A 24,931-nucleotide genomic window follows, 5' to 3' on the forward strand; every position below is an offset into this window, starting at 1 on the left:
GCTGTAAACCGGCGGCCCCGAAAACGGCGCCGACGAGACCAAGGACAGAACCTGCTAGAAAAAGCCGGTGTAACCACAGGTTATTTTCCCTCAGATCGAGAATGTATGCCACGGCCAGCGCCACGTCGGGCTCCAGAACACCTGCGTTGTACACTGCCCGCACCCTAGCGGGCGAGCTGCGCGCGCATTCGCGCGATGAGATCGACCGCAGGACCTGCACCTGCGGATCGAAACCGACTCGGCTGCGGCTACGTGCAGGAAGGTTGAGAAAAGGTCCCCAACAGTGTCGGCATGGCATCATTCGCGCAGGCGGTTAGCCACTCTACCCCTCTCGATACTCCGGCTTCATACGCCTACCGCGAATGGCCAAATTGCTCAAAGGGCCACCAGATCACACGCTGAGGCAGGCCACATAACCGCGCGAGGTGAAGTGCCCATGGCAAGACAAGTTGACGGCGCAACCTCACTCTGCGCAGAGCTGAGCAAGCGTTTACGTGATGTGCGGCTCGAGCGAAGATGCTCCGCAGCGAAACTGGCCGCCGCACTTGGCATCACCACGCAGGACATCCAGCGGTACGAAGACGGCAGGCATCAGATAACGGTGCCTGTGCTCATTCTGATGTGCGAAGCGCTTGGTGTGCATCCCATGGAGGTCATCGGCCCATCGGTGAAGTCCCATATCCTTGAACGGCGACCACAGAACGTCATTGATGAGCAGCTGCTCGTTGCACAGCGGAGACTGGAAGACATTTGTACCGAGATCGCGGGTGCGAGGTAAGCCTCATGCGACCACATTTCCTAAGTCACATCTGGACGAGGTGTCCGGGCGTCACCTGCCGGTATTGCCGCTTGGCCGGTACGTAGTCGACGGATTGCACCGGGCTTCTGAGCTCGTCGGTCGTGATGGGCCGCTTGATGTTGCGCCGTGCCGGATCCGGCACAGGGACTGCTGACATCAGTTTGCGCGTGTAGGAGTGCTGAGGGTTTTCAAACACAGCCTGGCGCGGGCCGATTTCGACGATCTCGCCAAGATACATGACAGCCACCCGATGGCTCACCCGTTCCACAACGGCCATATCATGGCTGATGAAGAGATAAGCAAGATTGAAGCTTTGCTGGAGATCGAGGAGCAGGTTGCAGACCTGTGCCTTGATCGATACGTCAAGCGCCGAGACCGCCTCGTCGGCCACGATTACCTTCGGATCGAGCATGAGCGACCGCGCGATGGCGATACGCTGCCGTTGACCACCGGAAAACTCGTGAGGATAGCGTCGCATGAGGTCTGGACTGAGCCCGACTCGGGTCAAAAGGTTCGCGGCCTTGTCGCGTGCTTGCAGCTCGGTCCCGAGACCGTGCTCGATGAACGGCTCCATCACCGCCAGCCCTATTGTCATCCGAGGGTCAAGACTGGCGAAGGGGTCCTGGAAGACCATCTGCACCGTGCGCCGCATTCTGCGCAACTGCTCGCGCCGAAGGCCCATCACATCCTTGCCATCAAGGAGGATCGTTCCACCCGTCGGTTCGACCAGCCGGGTGATCGAACGTCCGGTCGTCGACTTGCCGCAGCCCGATTCACCCACAAGCGACAAGGTCTCACCCGGTTTGAGGTCGAAGGTCACATTCTCGACCGCATGCACGGCACCGCTTTTGCGGCCTAGCAGTCCGGAACGAATGTCGAAGCGTGTGGTCAGGTTCCTAACCTCGAGGACAGGGCGTTGACCCGCCGCGGGCAGTACCGCTTCGCCTTCTTCCTGGGTCGTTTGACCGGTGACGATATCGATGTCCGGGAAACGCATGGGCCGCTCGCGTCCCGCCATGGATCCAAGCCTGGGAACCGCCGACAGCAGTGCCCGTGTATAGGGATGCTTGCCGCGTTTGAAGATATCGTCGGTGGCGCCCGTTTCCACCGCATCGCCGCGGAACATGACGATCGTGCGGTCGGCGACTTCCGCCACGACGCCCATATCGTGAGTTATGAAAAGAACCGCCATCCCCTCCTCTTCCTGAAGCGCCTTGATCAGATCGAGGATCTGGCCCTGGATCGTCACATCGAGCGCTGTCGTCGGCTCGTCCGCGATCAGGAGTTTGGGCCTGGAAGCGAGCGCCATGGCGATCATCACACGCTGGCGCATGCCACCGGAAAACTGGTGTGGATACTCGCCGAACCGGCCCTTGGCGTTCGGAATACGCACTTTGTCCAGAAGCCTGATCACCTCCGCCCTCGCCTCGGCCCTGGAGATGTGGCGGTGGCAGGTGATGGCCTCCGCGATCTGCCTGCCAATCGGGTAGATCGGGTTGAGCGAGGTCATCGGCTCCTGGAAAACCATCGAGATTTCGTTGCCGCGAACCTTGCGCATTTCCTCGCCGTCGAGCGTGAGCAGATCACGGCCGCCAAGACACACCTTGCCTTCTATCCGGCTCGAATATTGCGGCAGCAGTTGCATGATCGACAAGGATGTCACGCTCTTGCCGGATCCCGATTCCCCGACGATCGCCACGGTCTCGCGTGGGGCGACCGAGAACGACAGGTTGCGGACAACCGGTTTCCATTGGTCACCCAGTCTGAAAGAGGTCGTCAGATTGCTGACAGCCAGGACGGGAGGCTGAGCGGCAGATGTGTCCATCTCGCTTTTCCTTCTCACGCGGCGGTGCTGATCGGGTCTACCGGGTGCTTTGCCAGAGGAAGCACGTCGATATCGTACATCCAGGGGTTGGCCGGCAGGCTTGTAATGATCTCGTGCAACTGCGTCGCATCGGCGGCGCGCCAGAGGCCCCAATTCTCAAAGCGGCAAGGGACGCGCCACATGCGGACCAAGTGCCCCTCCTTGATCAACTCCGCCGCATGGGCGCGTTCGTCATGGATCACTTTCGCCTTCAGGTCGGGATCCATGTCGTCGGACCAGCGAAGCTTGATGTTGACCAGAAATTCCATTGCATTTTCCCTCATTGTTTGAACTCCAGATCCTTGATGATGGTGTTTGCGGCGTTGTAGCCGGGGATGCCGGTGACATAGCCGCCCGGCCAGGTGCCGCCGCCCGACAGATACAGTCCGGCGAGTGGCGTGCGGTAATCGTGCGCCTTGCGATGCGGGCGTGCGCCGAAAAGCGCATTCGGCAGCATGTCGCCGTGCGTGATGTTCGACTGGACGAGACCCAATTCGCTTTCGATCTCGACGGGGTTGAAATAGCGCAAGCCGACCAGCCGCTCGCGCAAGTCCGGCATGTAATGCGTAAGCTCGTCGATGCAGATGTTGGCGAAGCGTTCGCCCGCCTCGGGCCAGCTGCCTTCGGCGAGCGTGTAAGGCGCATGCCAGGCGTTGACGCTAAGGAGATGTCGACCCGATGGCGCCATGCCCGAAGACGTGGCCGACGGCATCAGGCCCCACATGATCGGCCGCTGCGCCAGTCTGCCGGCCAGGCCGTCCGCTATGGCCCGCTCGATGTAGTCGAGAGACGGCGCGATGCGGAACTGGACCTGTCCTGCGTGTGCGGGATCGACATCAGCCGGCAGGCCGGAATATTGGGGCATCCCGTCGAGCGCCAGGACCAATTTGAATGCCGAGCCACGCATCGGAACGGCGGCGATTTCGCGCCTGACATCGGCACCCACCGCCTCGTCGTCGAGCATCTGACCGAAAAGGGTCTTCGGGTTCATGGCCGATAACACGATTGGGGCCAGGAACTCGTCACCCTTGACGGTCACGACGCCCCGGGCCCTGCCCGATGCATGCAGGATCCTGTCGATCGGGGCGTCCTTGAGGATCGTCGCACCATGTGCCACGCAGCATGCTTCGAGCGCGTCGATGATTGCGCCCATGCCCCCGACCGGCAGGCCGGTAGAACCGCGCAGCGCCGCCCGTCGCGGATCGTCATCATCGAGCGCCGCATAGGAAGCCAGCGAGATCGGACGCATCATCAGGCCCACGGCCGAACCGGGAGCAGAAGGCGGCGTCAAGGTCGCATTAAGCGCCAGCATTCCAAGCAGGGCCTTTGCCTCCTCGGATTTCAGCCGCTCATCGAGCAACTGGCGCAGACTGCCGCACATCACCCGGTCGAATAGTCCTGCAAGCCGTTCGGGCACGTCGCGGGCCGCCCGCACCAGATCAGGCGAGGGAGTGAACATCGATGTCCCCAGATGCCGCCCCAGCTCTTCCAGATCGGATAGCAGGCCAAAGTAGCGTTTGGCCTCGCCGGAAGCATACGCATTGAGCTGCTGCGCCAGCCGTTCCCGGTCGCGCCACCCGACGAAAGCGCCCCGCGGGAATGGGTGGACGACCGTCGGGTCAGTGCGGATGAACTTCAGACCGAAATGTTCGAGCTGCAGCTCCGCGATGAAACGCGGCTCGAAACTGCCGGGCGAATTGGTAAAGGCGCAGCGGTAACCGGGAAGGAACTCGAAGGTTCCGCAGGGGCCGCCAAGCGTTGGCCGCGCCTCGATCAACAGTGGGCGCAATCCGGCCTTGGCGAGATAGGCGGTGGCAACGAGACCATTGTGCCCTCCCCCCACGACGATGGCGTCGTATGCGCCAGTCGATCTATCGACGATGTCAGACATTCGGTTTCCATCTGGTTTGCAAAGGCAGCCGGCGGCATGCCGGCGGGTTGACGCCGAGGTGGCGCTACTGGGGAAGCTGCTCGTTTGAGAAGTAGGCCGTTGCGTCCTTCTTGCCGATCATCGTGCCGAACTGTGCGAGCGTTTCGTTCATCGATTCCCAGTCCTCCTCCGCCATCCAGCCGAGCGGCCTGCCCTCGCTGCGCTTGGTGTGGAGCGATGCCTCATAGGCATCAAGGACGCCGCGATGAAACTCGGCCGGCTGGGTGTTGCCGGACACCTTGAGGAAAATTCCGACAGCCTCATCCTTGTGGGCGAAGGTGTATTCCATGCCCTTTCTGGTGGCGGCGAGGAAACGCTTCACGATGTCAGGGTTCTGCGCCAGGTAGTCGTTGTTGACGACGATGCCGAAGCCGAGATTGGTGACGCCCCAGTCCGCATATTTCAGGACCGAAACCTCCTTGCCCTGCGCTTTCAACTGCGGGACGTAGAAGTAGTCGTCTCCGCTGATGCAATCGAGCTGGCCGGAGGCAATGCCTGCGAACTTGGCGTCACCCGGCATGTTCACAAGCGTTATGTCGGTCAGTTCCAGTCCGTTGGCTTTGAGGAACGCGGGCAAGATCTGGCCATCGGAGCCGGTCGGCGTCGAGCCGATCCGCTTGCCCTTCACGTCGGCCGGAGTCTTGATGGACGGGTCGGTGCAGATCAGCGAGATAGGTCCCTGCTGCCACCAGCCGGCAACCGCGGTAATCGGCACGCCGGCAGATATAGACTGGGCGACAGTCGAGAGGTTGGCATGACCGATCGGATCGGCGTTTTCGCCGACCACCATGGTCGTCGTCTTCGATCCCTGCCCCTGGACGATGTCGACATCCAGGTCGACCTCGTCATAAAAGCCCTTTTCCTTGGCGAGGATCATCGGGGTCTGTCCGGCCCACCAGCTCCAGTCGAGGCGCAGGCGGATGCTGTCGGCTGCCAGAGCCGTCGTGCTCATCAATGCGAAGGCGAGAAGAGCACCGCCTGCATGCTTGAAGTATCTCATGTCCGGTTCCTTTTTGCTGATGTCAGGCCGCGTCTTCGGCATCATCACGAATGACGCCCATACGTTCGAAATGAATGAGGATCTGGTCGACGATCGCGTTGAACTCCGGCGTGCCGCGGACGGAAAGCCGACGGCGGCGCGGCAGAGGGACATCGAGAACCGCCTCGACGCGGCCGGGGCGCGGTGCCATCACCACGATCCGGTCTGACAGAAACACCGCCTCCTGAATGCTGTGGGTGACGAAGACTACCGTAGGCCGGGACCGCAGCCAGAGCGACTGCAGGTCTACCATCATCTGGTCGCGGGTCAGCGCATCGAGCGCGCCAAACGGCTCGTCCATCAGGAGAAGCGAGGGATCGTGCACGAGAGCCCGGCAAACGCTGACGCGCTGGCTCATGCCGCCCGAAAGCTGATGGGGATAGGCATTCTCGAAGCCCGCAAGACCGGCAGCCGCAAGCAGATCACCCGCCTTGGCGCGATATTCGCCGTCCGGTAGCCCGCGGGCTTCGGCCTGGAGCATCACGTTACCGATGACAGTGCGCCAGTCCAGCAAGACCGGCGATTGAAAGACATAGCCGAGGTCGGTTTCTGCCTTGGCGACACGCTGACCACCCACAAGGAGTGTCCCAGAGGTCGGAAAATCCAGCCCGGCGATGATACGCAGCAACGTGCTCTTGCCGCAGCCGCTCGGCCCGACGATTGAGAGAAACTCGCCCGGCTCGATGTCGAGAGAGGTCGGCACCAGAGCCTCCAGTCCTGCATAAGACCTTGAGACCCTGTCAATGGTGATGGATTTGCCCATGTCGTGCTCCTCAATGTCCTTCGTTGCGCTGTGAGCGATGCCAGGGCATGACGCGCGCCTCGACCATCTGGACGATGGCGAAGCTGACCACGCCGATCAGCACCAGCAGGATGAGAGCGGCGAACATCAGGGCGGTCTGCAGCTGCCCGCTGGAAAGCAGGATCAGGTAGCCGAGGCCGCGATCTGAACCTACGAACTCACCAACGACGGCCCCGACCACGGCAAGCGTCACGCAGACCTTCAAGCCGCCAAACAGGCTGGGCAGTGCGTGCGGCAAGTAGATCTTGCGAAACATCTGCGCTGAAGAAAGCCCCATGGTCCTGCCCAGGAAGACCATGTCCTGCGGCACGCTCTTGAGGCCGACCACCCCGCTGATGACGACGGGGAAGAACGCCATCAGCACGCCGACGACAATGTTGGTGTGCAGGCCGAAGCCCAGCCAGACGAGAATGAGAGGCGCAAGCGCGACCTTCGGAACCGCCTGGCTGGTCACGAGAAGCGGATAGACGGCATCCTCGAACCATCGGAACCGGGCGATCATCACAGCCAGCGGCAGCGCAATGGCGATGCTGAAAAAGAAGGCGATGACGGTCTCGAGCGCGGTAATGCCCGAATGATAGATCAACAGCGGAAACTGTGAGACCAGAGTGGTGGCGACCGCTCCGGGCGATGGCAGGAGATAGGGGGCCGGTTTCAACACAGAGACGACGAATTGCCAGAGCGCAATGATCACGATCAGCGAGAGGATGGGGTAGACGATGCGGGAAATCCTGACGGGAAATCCCATGCCTCCGCTCTGCTGCATTGTTAAATCGGTTTGGCTCATCTTGCTCTCCGGTTCTCGTTTGGTGATGGCGGACTATATCGCGGGCTGCCGCCATCACCGGATTTTTCAGGCCGCGTCAGCCGTTCTCACTGAAGCGGCTGGAACGAAGCCTTCGCGGAAAAACTCAAGCCAGTTTCCGCCGGCGATCTTGGCGATTTCGTCATTGGAGAAGCCGCGTTGATCGAGACCCTCAAGGATGTTCGAGAAGTCGACCGGTGACTGGAACCAGGACGGCCACTTGGAGAAGCCCTTGATCGGGATTGCGCTCTCTCGCGCCCAACGGCCCGCGCGCCACCACTTGATCTGGCTTTCTGGCCAGCCATCGTAAAAGTCCGTACCGAGGCCGACATGGTCAGCCCCAACCAGATCCACCGTCCATGAAACCATATCGAGGAAGGTATCGAGCGTGCAGTCCGATCCGTTCTTCATGATCTTCGGGTAGTTGCTGAGGCCGATAACGCCACCAGTCTCGGCCAGGCGCTTGATCAACGCCGTCGACTTGTTGCGGCGGTTGAGCTCGATATCGGTACCCACGAACTCCTGCGGATTGGCGTGGGTGACCGCGATCGGGCGCGAGGAATATTCGATCGCATCGAAGCAGGTGCGCTCCGTGCAATGCGAGACGTCCACGACCATGCCGACGCGGTTCATTTCCGCAATGACGTTGCGACCGAAGAACTTGGAGACACCGGCCTCATCCGGTTCCCAGCAACCGGATGCAACACGGTTTTGAACGTTGTAGGTGAGTTGCGCGACACGAACACCAAGCTGATGGAAGATTTCGACCAGTTCGATGTCGTCCTCAAACGGCGACGTATCCTGGAAACCGTAGACGACGGCCGTGCGGCCGGAGGCGGCGATGCGCTCGATGTCCGCTCCGGTCGTGGCAAGCGCGATCAAGTCGGCATTCTTCTCCAGCAGCCGGTTCCATTCACCGATGACGGTCAATGTTTCGCGCGCGTTCTCCCAGATCGACAGGGTCACATGCACGCAGCCGATGCCTCCCCGCTTCCACTCCTCGAAGCGTGCGCGCTCCGGCTTATTGTACTGTAGTGCGTCGATCACCAGGGGCTTCTTTGCCGACATTGTCATCGGGTTTCCTTTCCGTTCCTATTTCAGTTTGCGAAGGGGTCCGCCGCCGGGCCATGTTCCACGACGATTGCCTTGATCTGGGAGAATTCCTCCATGGCCTCGACACCGTTCTCACGGCCGATGCCAGACTGTTTGTAGCCGCCGAAGGGCACGCGCAGATTGATCGCCCGGTAGGTGTTCACCCAGACGGTACCCGCCTGCAGCCGGCGCGAGACGCGGCGGACACGGTCGATGTCGCGTGTCCAGAACCCGGCAGCCAGTCCGTATTCGACGCCGTTAGCCATGGAGATCGCCTCGTCTTCGCTTTCGAAGCGCTGAACGGTGACCACCGGACCGAAGATCTCTTCCCGGCAGATCCGCATGTCGCTTGAGACGTCAAGCACAACCGTCGGCTGGACCCAGTAGCCCTCGGCCAGCTCCGGCCCGAGATCGGGTCTTTGTCCGCCGGAAGCCACACGTGCTCCCGCCTCTATTGCCTCACTGACGAAATTGTTGATGCGTTGGTACTGGCGCTTGTTTGCGACCGGTCCGATATGCGCTCTGGGCGACGAGGGATGACCGAGCCGGATACGGCCGACGGAAGCAATGTATCGCTCCACGAAGGTGTCGTAGATTTCCGACTGCACGAGTATGCGCGACCCGGCGACGCAGGTCTGGCCACTGCCGGAGAAGGCGCCTTGGGTCGCTGCGATCACGGCACCATCGATGTCGCCATCGGCAAAGACGATGTGCGCCGACTTGCCGCCCGCTTCGCAGACGAAACGCTTCATGCTGGCGGCGACCTTCGCACCCAGAACCTTGGCTGTCGCGGTACTGCCGGTAAAACTCACCATCTGGACGTCACGATGGGTGGCAAGCGCCTCGCTGGCGATGGCATCGCCGATGACAACATTGACGATGCCGACCGGAAAGCCCGCTTCGATCGCCAGTTCAGCCAGCGCAATACTGGATCCCGGGGCTTCGGCCGGCGGCTTGAGGATGACCGCATTGCCCATGGCGAGTGCCGGCGCCAGTTTCCAGGTGCCGAGAGAAAGCGCACCGTTGAACGGTGTTATGGCGACAACGACGCCGACCGGTTCCCGCACGATACGGGCATCGGCCGTGCGCGATACGGTACGCAGTATATCGTCTTGGGTGTCGAGGGCGCTCGCATAGTAGTCGTACCAGGCGGCGGTCGCCTTCATCTCGGCGGACGTTGCGGCATGGCTCTTGCCGTTGGCAAGGCTCTCCAACGCACCGAGCCGATCGGCGTTGGCAGCGATCAAGGCACCCAGCTTGCGAAGGAGAACGGCGCGCTCGTAACCGGTCATCGATGCCCAGGGCTCCGACACGAAGGCATTGGCGGCGCTGGCAGTCGCAAGATCCACTGCCTCGTCAGACACGAAAGCCGTTGCCCATACAGCGCCAGTCGAGGGGTCGTGAAGCCGAATTTCCCGGCCAGTGGGCGCGATAGCCGCACCTGCAATATAGGATGTGAAGGCGTCTTGATTGGCGGATGTAGGCATGTTCGAAACCGGTTCCGTTTTTAGTGCGTGAGAATGCATCGTCGGCCCCGTTACAGTTTGAGCTTCGGATTGAAGCAGGTGTAGAGAACGTCGACAGCGAAGTTGATCAGCACGAAGGCGATCGCCAGGATCAGGATTCCGCCCTGGATCAAAGGTATGTCGCGGGTAGAGATCGCCTGGTACATGGCGAGACCGATCCCCGGCCAAGAGAAGATCGTCTCGGTGAGAACCGCGCCACTCAAAAGGAAACCCATCTGCATGCCGATCACCGTGATGATCTGCGGCATTGCATTGGGCAGCGCATGACACAACACAACGCGGGATTCACGCATGCCCTTGGCACGGGCCGTGCGGATGTAGTCGCTGTTAATCACTTCAAGCAGGGAAGAACGGGTCATGCGGGCGATCGTCGCCAACGACCACGCGGCAAGCGTAATGGAGGGCAGGATCATATGGGCGGCCAGACCGAGTACACCGTCGCCGCCGCCCACACTCTGCATGCCGCTGACCGGCAGAAGGCGCAGGTTGAGGCCGAAGATCATGATCAACACGAGGCCCAGCCAGAAGGACGGCATCGAATTGAAGAACAGGACGACGACCGACAGCGACTGGTCGCGGAAAGAACCCGGCTTCAAAGCGGCCCAGGTCCCCGCCGCGACACCGATGAAGGCGGCCAAGATGATTGCGGCAATGGCGAGAATGGCCGTGTTGCCAAGGCGTTCGACGATGACGGTGGTGACGGGCTGCGCGAAGGTGAATGACTGACCGAGATCGCCCTGCAGCAGATTTCCGACATAGATGAGGTATTGGACGTGGGCTGCCTCATGCAGCCCCATGCCCGAACGCAACGCTTCCTTTGCTTCTTCCGAGGCAGTCGCACCGAGCAGCATGTCGGCCGGATCGCCGGGAATGATCTTGGCGAGCAGGAAGGTTGCGATCGTCACCCCGATGATGACCGGGACGATCTGCAGCGCGCGTCTGATGGCGAATACGATCATCGTCTTAGTCCCGCTGCTTGTTGAAACGTGGATCGAGGTAGTCGCGGGCACCATCGCCGATGAGATTGAAGGCGACTGCGAGGATGACGATGGCGAGCCCCGGAATGGTTGCCACATGGGCTGCCGTCGCAAGTGCAGTACGCCCGCTGGAAAGCATCTGCCCCCATTCCGGTGTCGGCGGCTGAGGCCCGAGCCCGAGAAAACTCAGGCTCGACGACAGGATGACGTTCCGCCCGGTCTGCAGCGTGCCGTAGACGATGGCCGGGCCGAGAATGTTGGGCAGGATGTGCCGAAACGCGATGCGCCTGCCCCGAAATCCCAGGGCATGGGAAGCCTCGATGAATACCTCTTCCTTCACCTGCAGCACTGCACCGCGAATGATGCGGCCGAAGGCGGGAACGGTAACGACAACCATCGCGATGATCATCGACGACAGGCCCGGTCCGAGCGCGGCACTGATGCCGAGCGCCAGAAGGATGCCCGGGAAAGCGAACATGACGTCGAAGACGCGCATGATTGCCGTGTCGAGGTATCCCCCGACATAACCCGACACCATGCCAAGAAGACCGCCGATGACAAGAGCGACGACGGTCGGCACGATCGCGACGAGAAGTGCATAACGCGTACCATGGATGAGGCGGCTCAGAATATCGCGCCCGAGCTCATCCGTGCCAAGGATGTTCCAGCCCGAAAACACGCCCTTGTAGCGTTCCAGCGGATTGGCCCGCAGAGGGTCGAAGGGCGATATCCAGTCGGCGAAGATCGCGGCGAGAACGATGGCGGCCAAGATGCCGAAGCCGATCGCCAGCGATGGATTGCTGCGGACGCTGCGCAGCGCGGCTTGCCATCTGCGCGTCGGGCTGACAGTCGTCTGTTCGATCATGATCGTCATCGTTCTCTTCCGTCGCGGGTCTCACGGTCAGGCGGCGTGCCAGAGCTTGCCGAGGTTCGGGATTTGATCCTTCAGGCCAACGGCGCGAAGCGCGCGCCAAAGCGTGGCCTGGTTGCTCGAGACGACGGCAGCGCCAGTGTCCATTTCCAGATACGGAAGGATCGGGAACGTTCGATAGGTGCCGCAGGAAATCAGGATGGCGTCGCATGTGCCGGCAGCCTTGAAGGCCTGCTTGCCGAGCTTGTAGGCGCTGTCGGCATCATGAACGCTTGCATCGAACGGATCGGTTATCTGCAGGCCGACCATGGACGCGATCTTGAAGCCCTTGGCCTCCATGAAGGCGCCCATCTTCTCGTTGACTTCGTCGGAATAGATCGTGGCGACCGCAACGGAGGTGGCGCCGAGCGCCTTCAAGGCGTCCATCTGGGCAGCCATCATCGTGATCGCGGGAATGCCGGTCTCTGCTTCGATCTCGGCGCAAACCTGTTCGTCGTGACCAACGCCCCGCAGGAACGTGCCGGGGGCGCCGCACTGCACGATGAGATCCACCCTGGCGGTCGCCAATTGGCGCGATGCCTCGAGCACCTGGGACATCATCACTTTCAGGCCTTCGTCGTCGACCCGCGGCACGATGGTCCGAGCATCGGCAAACGCGACACCGACGGGCGCAACCGAACGCCACTCCTCGGCCCCCTCAATCGCCGTCGCCGGCCTCATCTGTCCGATACGTGCACGCCAACCTAACATCATCTGCGAATTCTCCTCTTTCAAATGTCAATAAAAACAGCAGGTTATTTGACCTGAATGCGGGGGTAATCGATAAAGACCGACCGTGCCGGTGAGATCCCGCTGACGCGGGCGCTCAGCACCCTTGGCAGGCGATCCTGATAAAGAAAGATCCAGGGGCTATCGTCCGCGAGGCGCTCCGCGGCCTGCCGGTAGAGGTCGAGACGTTTCGTCTCGTCGCTCTCGCCGCGCGCTTGCGCAAAGACCTGATCGGCCGCCGGGTTCGAGTACCAGCCGCGATTGACGCCACGCGGAGGCTGTTGATCGCCGGCGAACATGCGTTCCAGCCAGTAGGCGCTGTCGGCGCCGGTGGTCCAGCCGTTGAAAGACCCCTGTACGTCGTCCTTGTAACCGGGCCCCTCGGTCGACACGAGGGTGGCGAACTCCAGGAATTGCGGCTCCAGATTGATGCCGACTTCGCCCAGATCCTGTTGCAAAAGCGTGATGATCTCGGACGCCTGTCCGAAGCCAGGGCCGCTGTTCGGCGCCAGGAGCTTTATGGTGACGCCGGTTGAAAAACCGGCCTGGGCCAGCAGTTCCTTCGCCTTTACAGGATCATAGGTATAGGACGTCCCGGAATTGCCCGGAAGTTCGTTGCCCGAGGGGACGGGACCGCCGAGGGGCGTGACCTGTCCATTGAGCAGGGCCGCCAGATTGTCCCGGTTGACGGCATAGTTCAGCGCCTGACGGAAGAGCTTGTTGTCCGTGTATTGCGCCTTGGTATTCAGCCGCACGAAATACTGGTTCGCAGGCTCCGGGTATTGGATCTGCAGGCTCGGATCGACGGAAAGCTGGGCGATCTGCTGGGAACTGGCGCTCGGAATAATGTCCACCTGTCCGGTCTGCATGGCGATTGCCATTGCTGTCGGATCCGTAACCGGCCGGAAGATGAGACTTCCGACACCGGCGGCACCGCCCCAGTAAGCGTCGTTGCGTTTGAGTTCGAGCTGTTGGCCCTGCTCAAACGCCTTGAGCGTGAAGGGGCCGGTTCCAACTGGGTTCAAACCGACCCCGTCCCCCTTATGGGCCGCGATGCTGGCTGGGCTGATGATGCCGGAGCGCCGATCGCTGAGGAGCCGGAGGAGGCCGGCGAAGGGTTCCTTCAACTTTATTTCGAACGTTACGGCATCGACTGCGGTGGTTTTTTCGATCCAGCGCGTCAGGAAGGTCATGTTGCCGGCGGCGCGCTCATCGTAGGCGTCGGAAGCCTTGTCCATGATCCGAGCGAAATTGGCCTGCACGGCGCTGGCATCGAGGTCGGTTCCGTCGTGAAACTTGACGCCGGAGCGAAGCGTAAAGCGGTAAACCAGACCGTCGTCGCTGACCGTCCACTGTTCGGCAAGGCTTGCCTTCAATGCCGGAGCGGTATCGGTGACTTCAGAAAGATCCTCCCGCACGAGCGGATCGTAGATGGCATCGATCACCCGCAAACCCTGCGTACCGGTCATGCGCTGCGGGTCGAGAGGCGGTATCGCCCCTTCAGAACCGATAACGACCGTCTGAGCAAGGGCTTCGACCGGAACGACCAGGGCAGAGCTGGTGACAAGGCATGCGAATGCGGTCGCCAGCTGGCGTTTCTTCAACATATTCAACATCCTGTTCCCCTTATTGGCTGGGCTTTTTCTGCAGCAAGGATGAGTGGCTGCGACCCGTGACACTGATTAAATGCGTCGCAGTTCGATAAATCAAATTGAAAAACTTCTAGGATTGATCAGTATTGCCTATACTTTGAGGTTAGGAGACAGCCGATGGCGCCCCCCCACAACCAGGCATTGCCTGCACCGTCCTTCAGCGCGACAATCCGCCATTTGCGGGCGTTTCTGAGTGTCGCGAAACATCGCAGTTTCACACGGGCCGCCACCGAACTGCATCTTTCGCAGCCCTCCCTGACCATGACGATCCAGCAATTGGAGGATATTGTCGGCGGGACGCTTTTCGACAGAACCACGCGCAACATCCTCCTGACGCAGGAAGGAACCGATCTCTTCGCGGTCGCCGAACGCGTCGTCGATGACTTTGATCTGGCCATTCGCAACATCAGACTGACCGCCTCAAGCCGAAACAGCTGCATAAGGGTCGGCGTCGTGAGTTCGATCGCTACCAAGATCATGCCGCGTATTCTGGAGGGTTTCCTTGCCACCCGCCCCGGGCTGCGCGTCCAGCTACGCGAGGGCAATTCCAACGACGTGCGCCGGCTTGTGCGGCGCAACGAGGTCGATATCGGCTTTGCGAGCATGGACGGCGCGGAAGCCGAACTCGTGTTCAAACCCCTGTTCAAGGACCAGCTCGGTCTCTTCCTTCGCCATACCCACCCGTTGCATGAACGCGCCAAGGGCGGGGTGCTGCGCTGGGCCGATCTTGCGAACCACAATTTCGTCGGATTGACGCTCGACACCGCCACGGGCCCGATCCTCTCCCAGATGGAGCACCTGCCAGAATCCATTCGGGTGCCCAAATACGAGGTATCGACCTACCCTACGTTATGGGCGCTCATTGAAAACGGACTTGGCATTACGACGGCGCCGGCACTGGCGGCGGAGTTCATTCCCGACAATCGCATCGCCTTTCTCGGTCTGACCGAGCCGGTGGCATGGCGCAGCGTCTACATCGTCAGCAGGCTTGGAAGAGCAGTCCCTCCGATGGTTAGCGCTCTTGTCAAAGCGGTAGAAGTGGAGCTTGGAGCGATCGCAAAAGGGCACCCGAGGATCAGCACGTTTTAGCCGGGACGAATTGTGCGACGATGGGCTGGCCGCATGTGGTTTGACACTTGGGGGCTCATAACCACGTGTTTGAGCAGACCTAGGGCTGATGCCACTCGACATTAGGTGTTCACACGTTAACGGCCAACATGTCGCGCCCCTTCGTCTTGACAGGCGAGACACCATTCGCCGGCTCGATGGGGCATGTCTGATCGGAGAACGGCTTCGCCTCGCTCGTGTTCCCGCAACGGCGTTTTCAGAGCTTTCATCCCCTGGCCCACACCCCTGCTGGGTGCCATTCCAAGCGACGACAAGAAAGCTCTTCCACGCCGCCCTTCACTTTGTTGCGGCACCTTCAGGTGCGGTCCGATTGTCACCGACGCTTGCGACAGCCATCGAGGCCGCAATGGTGCAGCCCGAAACAGCAAAGGGAATACGACAATGGCGACCATCGGCACTTTCACCTCCTCCGAGAACGGCTTTATTGGCTCGATCCGCACCCTCGCCCTCAACGTCAAAGCCCGCATCGCCCGTATCGACAGCCCTTCTGAAAAAGGCCCGCACTTCCGCATCTACGCCGGCGCCGTCGAACTGGGCGCGGCCTGGCAGAAAAGCTCCGAGCAGAGCGGTCGCGACTATCTCTCGGTCAAGCTCGACGATCCGAGCTTTCCGGCGCCGATCTACGCCACGCTCGCGGAGGTCGAAGGCGAAGGCGGCTACCAGCTGATCTGGTCCCGCCCGAACCGAGACTGAGCAGCAAGTGGCCCCGCCGCAAGGCGGGGCCTTTGTTTCTGTGAAGAAGCCGCGGGCAGGCATCGAGCCTGTTTGGGGCTTTCTGGTGCCACACGAGAGGGAGGGTCTGCTCCACTCCGGAATGCAGTTGCCTTAGAAGAGTGACGCGAACTCGCGGAAGATATCGTTCGTGTACGCCGAGCTTGCGGGCATTGTCGCCGGGCGCGCCGGTCGTAACAGGCCCGAGCCACCTGCACGAGTGTGCCGGCATCTGGGGTTGGCTACTTCGACCATGTCTGCCTTTCGGCTCCCGTGGTTCATCTACGCTCGCATACGAGGTCACCTCAGTTAAGATCGCACTGCTGGTCGATATCCTCGAACGCGCTTCTTCTTGAGCACGTCGAGAAAAAACGCGACCGCCTGTGCCTCATGTTCGAAATGATGGACCATCGATTGACCTTTGCGACCGATCCGGCCCCAGCGCCTCGTGAGGCAGGGTTCTCCAAAAAGCGTCTGGTCGATCGAGAGCGCATAGAACCGCGCCATGTTTCTGGTCGTGTCGGTTCGCTCGACATAGAGATGGTAGGGCTGACTAAGCATCGAATGAGCATCGCCGATGCCCGGAATCTCGTCCAACGAGAGTTTTGAATCGATCCCGCTTGATCGATTCATGTTTGTGATGGGTTGCTGGAGAGTTCAGGTGGGCTCCTCGGGAGCATGAAACCTGTTACCTCTCACGCAGCCTCGCATGTCGTTTCGTCTGAACCATATTGCGCGCCCACATCTAAGGGGCGCGTTTCCGGCCGTGAAAACGATTTGCTCATCGGCGCGCATGCGCAGCACTTCGTCCGGTTGGACGAGTGGCCGGGCAGCAAGTTGGGTTGAGCGGGTGCGCGACGATCCTCGTGCCTGAAAGCTTCGGCTGACCTGATCGACTTCGACGGTCGTCGTGCCGCAGCGCCTTGAGACATATTCGGCCGTCTCGGGATCGTTGATGGCAGCAAAGGAGACCCAGCTGGCACTTTCGAACCACTTGCTGGTCGCGTCGCGGCCGCCGAAAGTCTCGCGCATCTGGCCGATCGACTGAAAGATCAGCGTGAGCGATATCCCGTACTTGCGGCCCGTGTCGCGTGCCGTCTCAAGGATGCGCAGGTAACCGAGGCGGGCAACCTCATCGAGCAGAAAAAGGGCCAGGTCGTCGCCTGCGCGATTGCGATTGTATATCGCGTTCACGAAGGATCCGATGATGACACGAGCAAGGCCCGAATGTGTTTCCAGCGTCTTCAGGTCGATGTTGATGAAGACATCAAGCGATCCGGTCAGGAGCTGTTCGGTCGAAAAACTCTTCGATGACACCAGACCTGCGTAGTTCTCATAGGAGAGCCAATGGGTCTCCTTGACCGCGTTGGCGTAGACGCCCGAAAAAGTCTCCGGCGTCATGTTAACGAATGCGGCGACATTTTCCCTCACGAAGTCCGAGCCCGAGTTGGCGTGAATGGCCTGCAGGCGCTCGCGCAGCTTCGGCTCCGGCTCTGCGAGGTTCATACGGACTCGTCTGAGCGTTTGGTCTTCCGTTCGCGTGTGGCCAGAGAGGCAGACATCCGCAATAAGGGCGGTCAGCAATTGCAGTCCGGACGCCCTGAAGAAATCGTCACGTACCCCGATCGCGCGGCCGTTGTCGCTCATGATCCAGGAGGCAACCGCGGCGATATCCTCCTCCTTGCTTCTGCCGTAGCGGCCGATCCAGTCCAGGGCATTGAAGCCTGCATCGGGTTTCCTTGGATCGAGGATGCGAACGTCCCGGCCGGCAGCTTTTCGATGGTCGATCACCATCGGGGCCACTTCATTGGAGGGGTCGAGAACGACGAGGGTGCTTCCCCACTTCAGCGCAGTCGGTACTGTTACCGAGGTCGTCTTGAACCCGCCTGACCCAGCAAAGACGATGCCATGCGACGAACCGAAGGAGCCGTCAAAACATAGGAGTGGCGATCTGCCGGCAGCGCCCCAAGTCTTGGGCTGGTCTGCTCGAAAGGGAATGGCGGCGACGTCGTCTTCATCGACGCGGTAGCCCTCCCCGATCACGATGCCCGCCACTTCTGGAAAGAGCGTTTTCGCGGAGGAAAGCTTCATCCATTCGGCTTCACCGTAGATTGCGCGCTTGCCCCGAATACGTTTCGGCGAGGATTTGGGAAAGGCGGAATTTCCGATGATAGCGACCCGCAATGCGAAGGCCGATGATAGTAGCGCCGTCGCGGCCCCGACGAGTGCTGCCGGTTCGAAGTCCAGCTTGGCGAATTGCAGGGGCCGAGTGTTGCTCGTATTGGCAAAGCCGTCGATGAAGATGACAGTGGCGGCTGTCAGCCCTCCGCCGAAAGCGCCCCATCCCGCAGAGCGGATGTTGGCGGATCCAGCAGTGGCAAAAAGGAAAATTACGCCAACGACCGCGGCCGAAACAGAAGGGATTGCGACGCCTGCCCGCATCAATGCAAGACTTCGTGCTTCTCGTCCCGCGAAGGACGACAGCCAGTCACCGGCGCCTTGTGTTGCGACAAGGGTAAGGGCCATCAAGGCAAGTGGCGAGACTGCAAGCACGATCCTACTCACGCCCATTGCGAAAGGCCTCCGCGCCGATTGTCTCCAGCCGGCTGCGCTCGCCATCATCGACCTTGAGACGCTGGCCAATGTCGATCAAGGCGCCAAGGAGAAGCGCGCGCGGCTGGTAGCGCAAGCCCGCTTTGACAATAAGGCCGCCGAGTTCGATCTTCTCCCGAGTGTCCTTTCTCCGGGCGTCGCTTGTGCTCGCGCGTGCCATCCGCTCAAGCCCCCTGAGCGCCGCCTTGAGGCGCGCGAGGCGTGTGCGGCGGAGCCGTTCTCCCCTGGATTGCGGCTCTGCTCCCTTCCCGAAACCGCGCCGCGAGTTTTTCGAAGGCGGACTGCAGGTCGGGCTCATCGACTTCGATCTCTCCTAGACCCGCTCGCAATGCTATGCGGCCGATCCGTTCGGCTTCACGGGTTTCGGCCTGCCTCAATTGTTCCTGAAGCTTGGCGATCTCCTCGCGGATCCTCGAAGAAGGTTTTTTCATTCGGGTCGTCCTTTCGTGGCGTTGTTTCGAACGGCACGAGATTCCAGGAGATGGACCTGTCCATCTAGGGACAAAAGTGTCCGTTGGCTTGGCCAACGCCTTCGACGATTATCCCGGCCGTTCCGAAGGAGCGGCATCAAAGGGCGCAATTATACGTCGCTGGCGCGACGTCTCGTTTTGCTTTCCCGGCATGGCCGCCCCCTTCCAGGGGTGCGTAGATCTCGTTGTCATCCGGGAGTGATATCGCCGTGGCCGTCCCGCATTTCTCCGTCGGCATCGTCGCCCGTGGCGCGGGTCGCAGTGCCGTCATGTCGGCTGCCTATCGCCACTGCGCGAAGATGGACTTCGAACGGGAGGGCCGCGCAGTCGATTATCGCGCCAAGCAGGGGCTGCTCCATGAAGAGTTCGTGCTACCACCTGATGCGCCAGCCTGGCTATCCTCAATGATCGCGGAACGCTCCGTCTCTGGCGCGTCGGAAGCGTTCTGGAACAGGGTCGAAGAGTTCGAAAGGCGCTGCGATGCCCAGCTTGCCAAGGACGTCACGATTGCCTTGCCGGTTGAACTTGACGCCAAGCAGAACATCGCGCTGGTGCGCGAATTCCTGGAGAGGCATATCCTTTCGAAAGGCATGGTAGCCGATTGGGTCTATCATGACGCCCCCGGCAATCCGCATGCTCACCTGATGACGACGCTTCGTCCACTGACGGCCGAGGGGTTCGGAGCCAAGAAGGTGGCGTTGCTTGCACCTGACGGCCGGCCGTTGCGCAACGACATGGGCAAGATCGTTTACGAGCTCTGGGCGGGCGGTGTCGATGATTTCAATGCTCTTAGAGACGGATGGTTCGAATGCCAGAATAGGCATCTGGCGCTCGCCGGACTAGACATTCGCGTCGATGGACGTTCCTACGAGAGCCAGGGGATCTCTGTCGCACCGACGATCCATCTGGGCGTTGGCGCCAAGGCGATTGAGCGAAAGTCCTCCGCATCCCAAATTTCGGCTTCTCTGGAACGTCTCGAACTTCAGGAGGCTCTTCGTCAGGAGAATGCGCGCCGCATCGAGCGTCGTCCACAAATCGTGCTGGAGATGATTACACGCGAAAAGAGCGTCTTCGATGAGCGGGATGTCGCAAAGATCCTTCATCGCTACATCGACGATGCCGCTCTCTTCGGCGCGTTGATGTTGCGCGTGCTTCGAGACCCGAGCGCATTGCGCCTGACTGCAGAGGGTATCGACTTTGGAACGGGGATCTACACCCCGGCACGATACACGACACGGGAACTCATCCGGCTCGAAGCGGAGATGGTGAACCGCGCGCTCTGGCTCGCGAGAAGAACGTCGCACGGTATCCCCAGCGTTTTTCTGGAGAAGACCTTTTCTCGAAATCGAGGTCTTTCGGATGAGCAACAGGCGGCCATTGAACATCTGACGGCGGGTACGACCCTTGCCGCCGTCGTCGGTCGTGCAGGCGCTGGCAAGACAACGATGATGAAAGCCGCTCGTGAGGCCTGGCAGGCGGCGGGGTATCTCGTTGTCGGCGGGGCGCTTGCCGGCAAAGCGGCCGAGGGATTGGAGAAGGAGGCAGGCATCGCCTCGCGCACGCTTTCCTCGTGGGAGCGTCGCTGGATGCAAGGCATCGATCGCCTCGACGAAAAGACAGTGTTCGTCCTCGACGAGGCCGGCATGGTCTCTTCGAGACAGATGGCGTTCTTCGTCGAAGCCGCTGCAAGGGCTGGCGCAAAACTCGTTCTCGTTGGCGATCCCGAACAGCTTCAACCGATCGAAGCCGGTGCTGCGTTCCGCGCGATCGTCGATCGGGTCGGCTATGCTGAACTTCAGACCATCTACCGACAGCATGCGCCCTGGATGCGCAGCGCTTCGCTGGATCTGGCACGCGGCAAGATCGGTGAGGCGATCGACGCCTATCGCGCCAATGGCAGAGTAGTGAGTGCGGAACTCAAAGCCGAGGCCGTCGAGCGCCTCATCACCGATTGGGACAAGGGTTATGACCCGACAAAGACCAGCCTGATCCTCGCGCACCTACGGCGGGATGTGCGCCTGCTCAATCAGCTAGCCCGCGCCAGGCTCGTCGAAGGTGGAGTGGTCGGTGAAGGGGATGCGTTCCGCACCGCAGACGGAAACCGCTATTTTTCCGCCGGCGACCAGATCGTGTTTCTGAAGAACGATGGCATCCTCGGCGTCAAGAACGGCATGCTAGGGCGCGTGATGGAAGCTGTTCCCGGGCGTTTCATCGCAAGCATTGGCGAAGGGACATATCAACGCGCCGTTACCGTCGAACAGCGCTTCTACAACAATGTCGACCACGGCTATGCGACGACCATCCATAAGTCGCAAGGTGCGACCGTCGATCGGGTGAAGGTGCTCGCGTCGCTGTCATTGGACCGCCATCTCACCTACGTCGCGATGACCCGCCACCGCGACGACCTTGCAATCTATTATGGTCGTCGTTCCTTCGCACAGTCGGGCGGCCTGGTGCCGATCCTGTCGCGCCGCGACGCCAAGGAAACGACGCTGGATTACCAAGCGCGACCGCTCTATCGCCAGGCGCTGAGGTTTGCAGAGGCACGCGGAATGCACCTCATGAGCGTTGCCCGCACGGTTGTGCGCGACCGGCTTCAATGGATCGTCGGGCAGAAGCAAAAACTTGCGACGCTGGGTGCGCGATTGGTCGATCTGGCGTCCTCGATCGGGCTTGCGCGCGGCAAACTTGAGCGCGCGACCCCGGCAATGGAAGGTGCAAGACCCATGGTTTCCGCGATCACGGTTTTTACCAAATCCGTCGAGCGAGCAGTCGCCGACAGGCTCACCGCGGACCTCAACCTGAAAGGGATCTGGCAGGACGTCTCGATGCGCTTCCACCTCGTTTACGCTCAGCCGGAGGTCGCGTTTGCCGCAGTCAAGATCGATGCGATGCTGAACGATGCGTCGCTCGCCTCAACCGTCCTTCAAAAGCTTGCCGCCGAGCCACAGCACTTCGGCGCGCTCAAGGGCAGGACCGGGATGTTTGCGAGCCGGTCCGACAAGCATGATCGCGACACAGCGCTTCTCAATGTGCCGGCGCTCGCCCGAAATCTCGCAGATTACATGCGCGTACGCGCTGAGATTGAGCGAAGGTGCTTGGCTGAAGAAAATGCTGTTCGTTCGAGGTTGGCGGTAGAGATCCCGGCTCTTTCACCAGTGGCCAGAAAGGCGCTCGAGCAATTGCGCGAAGAGTTCGAGCGCGATGATTGTGCGCGCCTTGGGGGGGCATCCCTCCACCCATCAGTCAGAACGGAGCTCGAGCGATTTTCAGAGGCGGTCAGCCAAAGGTTTGGCGAGCGCACCTTCCTGCAGATTGCTGCGAAGGCCCCGGATGGTGAGGTCTTCGTGGCCGTCACGATCGGAATGACCCCTCAGCAGAAGATTGAAGTGCACCTGGCGTGGGACACGATGCGGACTGTCCAGCTGCTTTCTGCGCGCGATCGTGTCTCGGCTGGCCTCAAGCTGTCCGAAACGCAGCGTCAATCACAAGGCAAGGAACTCAGGCTCAAATGACAAGCGGATCCGCTCATTCCGGAACAACGCGCCAATGGCGTCAACGGCCCCACCTGGTGGTGTTGGTCGGATTGCTACCATCGTTTGCCATTCTCTTTTGCGGTTTCTCGTGCGGCTATCGCTTCAACTGGACGCCGAGCCAATCGCTTGGTCTTTGGCGCATCCGTCCGCTGGCGGGCGCGGCCGCCACCGGTGACCTCGTCTTTGTTTGCCCGCCCGACACGCTCCGCTTCCGCGAGGCGCGCATCCGCGGTTATCTGCGAGCTGGCCTTTGCCCTGGCGGATACGGCCCCCTGATAAAGACGGTGATCGCGCTTGAAGGACAACGTGTCTTAGTCGGCGGTAGCATTGAGATCGACGGACGCGTAATTGCTCGCGTCGATCACCGGAAAAGCGATGGCCGTGGTCGTCCGCTCTCGTCTTTCAAGGGAGGGATCGTTCCCGCTGGCCACGTGTTCCTTCACTCTAGTTTTTCAGCATCCTGGGACTCCCGATACTTCGGTCCGGTTCCCGCGGAAGGAATTCTCGGCCTGGCCGAGGCGGTGTTGACCTATGCGCCGTGATCTCACCCTGACGGCCGTTCTGGCCGTCGCGGCTGTCATTTCCGGATGGGTCGGCTGGAGCGGAAATCCGATGCTGTTGCCGGCGTCTTGCGCGTTCGCGATCATCTGGTCGAAGGCGCCGAACCGGATAGCGGTATTGATCGTCTCGGCCGCATACTTTCTGACGGCTTCGCGCGGGTTGCCGCATGGGGTCCAGCGATTCTATTCCACCGACGTCTGGCCTGGCCTCATCTTTTGGCTCGCGGCGTCGTCGAGCTTCGTCCTTGTCCATCTGGCGGTCTGGAGCAAGCGCTCGACTTTAAGGCCGTTCGGATTTCTCGTGGCCCTGGTCCTTATGGCGGTGCCACCCTTCGGGATCACCGGATGGGCACATCCGCTCACCGCTTCAGGCGTTTTGTTCCCTGGTTGGGAATGGTGGGGATTGGCAGCCATGACAGCCGGCCTCATGGGCCTCGTAACCCGTATGGGGCCGGCTGTCGCCGTTGCCTTGACAGGCTTTTGGCTCTGGTCCGCCGCTATCTGGACCGACCCTCACTTACCTGCGACATGGCGCGGAGTCGACTTTGAAATGGGCCCGTCGCTTGGTCGCGACGCTACTCTGAAGCGGCAGCGTGACTTGATCGCAACGGTTCACGAGGTTGCAAGTCAAGGCTCAGGTTTCATCGTCTTGCCCGAGAGTGCCTTGGGGCTTTGGACGCCGACGCTTGGTTCGTTGTGGACGGAAAATTTACGCGGCCGCGGGGTCACGATCATCGCCGGCGCCGCGGTGCTCGATCCCGGTGGGTACGACAACGTGTTGCTCTTGGTCGATGGTGACGACAGTAAAGTTCTCTATCGGGCGCGAATGCCTGTTCCTGTTTCGATGTGGCGCCCATGGGGGACATTGGTCGACGAGCATGGTGGGGCGCGCGCGCATTTCTTCGCCGACCCGGTGGTTGAAGTGGGCGGGCGTCGAATTGCGCCGTTGATCTGCTACGAGCAGTTGCTCGTATGGCCGGTTCTGCATTCCCTGCTCGCAGGTGCCGACGTCGTGGTCGCTGTTGGAAATGGCTGGTGGACCGCCGGCAGTTCAATAGTCGATGTTCAGCGCGCAAACGTGACAGCATGGGCCAGTCTCTTTGGCACTTCGCTCGTGATTTCCTTCAACACATAATCTGGAGGCCTTCTTGCTTGAGGCGGCGCTTATCGAGAAATGCGCAGATCCGTCCCTGGATTTAAACGTGGTCCAGGAGTTCGTCCATGCGGTTGGGAACGGTGATCCTCTGGCTGTAACGGTCAAGGTCGGTGGCAAGATGATCCTGGTGGAGAAGGCCGCGACCCCCGAAGAAGCGCTCGCAATCACCCGCCGCTACGTCGGACGGGCGATCGTGCGTGTTGGAGTGACTTCGTACCCAGCTCACCTGGGCGACAGGAGTGGGATGGATTTGAGCCCTGTCATCTTTGATGCCTGCGACAACCTTCGCCTGGGGACGACCATGTTCGCAAAAGTCATGCGTGTCGTCGCCGCCTGGTATGGCAGAAACGCCAGCAGCGAAGCGCTACCCTATGTGCTGGCCGACAGCATTTATGCGTGGGTTTCGGGTGAGTTTGAAGGGAAAGATGTATTCCAGGCGGAGGATCCGGGCGGGTTGGCTGGCCCACAGGCCGTTCTTCTGCATGGGAAAACCAATATCGACGACCCCCCCATGCCATCGGGCGACGAAGACCAACCGCGTGATATCACGTCGGCCGATATGCGGATCGATCTATCAGGGATCGGGTCGCCCACGCCCAGCGTGCCGGTCAGATAGATTGATGGCCTGGTGG

The 24,931-nt window shown here is 60.8% G+C and carries 23 protein-coding genes; 7 read left to right on the forward strand and 16 right to left on the reverse strand.

Features of this window, described 5'->3' with window-relative positions:
* Window positions 1–436 precede the first annotated feature (436 nt).
* Window positions 437–778 (forward strand): helix-turn-helix transcriptional regulator, encoded by a 342-nt coding sequence (locus tag RTP54_RS23515; protein ID WP_312365993.1) that lies wholly within the window; start codon window positions 437–439, stop codon window positions 776–778.
* Window positions 779–803: 25 nt separating this feature from the next.
* On the opposite strand, the gene RTP54_RS23520 is transcribed toward RTP54_RS23515, so the two are convergent.
* The 12 genes from RTP54_RS23520 to RTP54_RS23575 form a co-directional block, all read right to left on the reverse strand.
* A complete protein-coding gene (locus tag RTP54_RS23520) occupies window positions 804–2,624 on the reverse strand; it encodes an ABC transporter ATP-binding protein (protein WP_312365994.1) in 1,821 nt (606 codons plus the stop codon).
* Window positions 2,625–2,638: 14 nt separating this feature from the next.
* Window positions 2,639–2,947: a muconolactone Delta-isomerase family protein gene (locus RTP54_RS23525; RefSeq protein ID WP_312365995.1), complete on the reverse strand. Its 309-nt coding sequence runs from the start codon at window positions 2,945–2,947 to the stop codon at window positions 2,639–2,641.
* Window positions 2,944–4,554, reverse strand: coding sequence for an NAD(P)/FAD-dependent oxidoreductase (locus tag RTP54_RS23530; protein WP_312365996.1), 1,611 nt, complete (start codon window positions 4,552–4,554; stop codon window positions 2,944–2,946). Before RTP54_RS23530 ends, RTP54_RS23525 begins: the two co-directional genes overlap by 4 nt.
* Window positions 4,555–4,618: 64 nt before the next feature.
* Window positions 4,619–5,593: an ABC transporter substrate-binding protein gene (locus RTP54_RS23535; RefSeq protein ID WP_312365997.1), complete on the reverse strand. Its 975-nt coding sequence runs from the start codon at window positions 5,591–5,593 to the stop codon at window positions 4,619–4,621.
* A gap of 22 nt (window positions 5,594–5,615) precedes the next feature.
* Complete coding sequence (locus RTP54_RS23540) at window positions 5,616–6,395, reverse strand: ABC transporter ATP-binding protein (RefSeq protein ID WP_312365998.1); 780 nt, start codon at window positions 6,393–6,395, stop codon at window positions 5,616–5,618.
* Window positions 6,396–6,405: 10 nt separating this feature from the next.
* Entirely contained in the window at window positions 6,406–7,221 is an 816-nt protein-coding gene (locus RTP54_RS23545) for an ABC transporter permease (protein WP_312365999.1), read from the reverse strand.
* A gap of 66 nt (window positions 7,222–7,287) precedes the next feature.
* Window positions 7,288–8,313 carry a membrane dipeptidase gene (locus tag RTP54_RS23550; RefSeq protein ID WP_312366000.1) on the reverse strand — a complete coding sequence of 342 codons (1,026 nt, stop codon included), beginning with the start codon at window positions 8,311–8,313 and terminating at the stop codon, window positions 7,288–7,290.
* A 23-nt stretch (window positions 8,314–8,336) separates the two neighbouring features.
* The gene (locus RTP54_RS23555) at window positions 8,337–9,857 is read right to left on the reverse strand and encodes an aldehyde dehydrogenase family protein (protein WP_312366001.1); all 1,521 of its coding nucleotides are present in this window, start codon (window positions 9,855–9,857) and stop codon (window positions 8,337–8,339) included.
* Window positions 9,858–9,868: 11 nt separating this feature from the next.
* On the reverse strand, window positions 9,869–10,816 hold the full coding sequence (locus RTP54_RS23560; RefSeq protein ID WP_312366002.1) for an ABC transporter permease: 948 nt from the start codon (window positions 10,814–10,816) through the stop codon (window positions 9,869–9,871).
* Between the two features lie 4 nt (window positions 10,817–10,820).
* Complete coding sequence (locus RTP54_RS23565) at window positions 10,821–11,708, reverse strand: ABC transporter permease (protein ID WP_312366003.1); 888 nt, start codon at window positions 11,706–11,708, stop codon at window positions 10,821–10,823.
* Window positions 11,709–11,735: 27 nt separating this feature from the next.
* Window positions 11,736–12,458 carry an aspartate/glutamate racemase family protein gene (locus RTP54_RS23570; RefSeq protein WP_312366004.1) on the reverse strand — a complete coding sequence of 241 codons (723 nt, stop codon included), beginning with the start codon at window positions 12,456–12,458 and terminating at the stop codon, window positions 11,736–11,738.
* 41 nt (window positions 12,459–12,499) lie between these two features.
* Window positions 12,500–13,918, reverse strand: a complete 1,419-nt coding sequence (locus RTP54_RS23575; protein ID WP_312366005.1) for an ABC transporter substrate-binding protein — start codon at window positions 13,916–13,918, stop codon at window positions 12,500–12,502.
* Between the two features lie 324 nt (window positions 13,919–14,242).
* Between RTP54_RS23575 and RTP54_RS23580 the strand changes: the two genes are divergently transcribed.
* Both RTP54_RS23580 and RTP54_RS23585 read left to right on the forward strand, forming a co-directional pair.
* Window positions 14,243–15,214, forward strand: coding sequence for a LysR family transcriptional regulator (locus tag RTP54_RS23580; protein WP_312366006.1), 972 nt, complete (start codon window positions 14,243–14,245; stop codon window positions 15,212–15,214).
* 420 nt (window positions 15,215–15,634) lie between these two features.
* Complete coding sequence (locus tag RTP54_RS23585) at window positions 15,635–15,946, forward strand: DUF736 domain-containing protein (protein WP_312366007.1); 312 nt, start codon at window positions 15,635–15,637, stop codon at window positions 15,944–15,946.
* A 327-nt stretch (window positions 15,947–16,273) separates the two neighbouring features.
* Here the strand turns inward: RTP54_RS23585 and RTP54_RS23590 are convergent, their stop codons facing one another.
* Genes RTP54_RS23590 through traC form a run of 4 tightly spaced genes read right to left on the reverse strand, consistent with a single transcriptional unit; the run spans window position 16,274 to window position 19,008 of the window.
* Complete coding sequence (locus RTP54_RS23590; RefSeq protein WP_312366008.1) at window positions 16,274–16,561, reverse strand: WGR domain-containing protein; 288 nt, start codon at window positions 16,559–16,561, stop codon at window positions 16,274–16,276.
* A 60-nt stretch (window positions 16,562–16,621) separates the two neighbouring features.
* The gene (gene traG / locus RTP54_RS23595) at window positions 16,622–18,535 is read right to left on the reverse strand and encodes a Ti-type conjugative transfer system protein TraG (protein WP_312366009.1); all 1,914 of its coding nucleotides are present in this window, start codon (window positions 18,533–18,535) and stop codon (window positions 16,622–16,624) included.
* The gene (traD, locus tag RTP54_RS23600; protein ID WP_312366010.1) at window positions 18,522–18,737 is read right to left on the reverse strand and encodes a type IV conjugative transfer system coupling protein TraD; all 216 of its coding nucleotides are present in this window, start codon (window positions 18,735–18,737) and stop codon (window positions 18,522–18,524) included. Before traD ends, traG begins: the two co-directional genes overlap by 14 nt.
* Window positions 18,738–18,741: 4 nt before the next feature.
* A complete protein-coding gene (gene traC / locus RTP54_RS23605; protein WP_312366011.1) occupies window positions 18,742–19,008 on the reverse strand; it encodes a conjugal transfer protein TraC in 267 nt (88 codons plus the stop codon).
* Window positions 19,009–19,256: 248 nt separating this feature from the next.
* Between traC and traA the strand changes: the two genes are divergently transcribed.
* From traA to RTP54_RS23625, 4 genes are read left to right on the forward strand one after another with little or no spacing between them, the layout of a single operon-like run.
* Window positions 19,257–22,562: a Ti-type conjugative transfer relaxase TraA gene (gene traA, locus RTP54_RS23610; protein WP_312366012.1), complete on the forward strand. Its 3,306-nt coding sequence runs from the start codon at window positions 19,257–19,259 to the stop codon at window positions 22,560–22,562.
* Window positions 22,559–23,125, forward strand: a complete 567-nt coding sequence (gene traF / locus RTP54_RS23615) for a conjugative transfer signal peptidase TraF (RefSeq protein WP_112818572.1) — start codon at window positions 22,559–22,561, stop codon at window positions 23,123–23,125. The genes traA and traF overlap by 4 nt, the downstream gene beginning before the upstream one ends.
* Window positions 23,115–24,278, forward strand: coding sequence for a conjugal transfer protein TraB (locus RTP54_RS23620; protein ID WP_312366013.1), 1,164 nt, complete (start codon window positions 23,115–23,117; stop codon window positions 24,276–24,278). Before traF ends, RTP54_RS23620 begins: the two co-directional genes overlap by 11 nt.
* Window positions 24,279–24,291: 13 nt before the next feature.
* On the forward strand, window positions 24,292–24,915 hold the full coding sequence (locus RTP54_RS23625) for a conjugal transfer protein TraH (RefSeq protein ID WP_312366014.1): 624 nt from the start codon (window positions 24,292–24,294) through the stop codon (window positions 24,913–24,915).
* The last annotated feature ends 16 nt before the right edge of the window (window positions 24,916–24,931 follow it).

The organism is Ensifer sp. (genome assembly GCF_031989085.1).
Taxonomy (GTDB): domain Bacteria; phylum Pseudomonadota; class Alphaproteobacteria; order Rhizobiales; family Rhizobiaceae; genus Ensifer.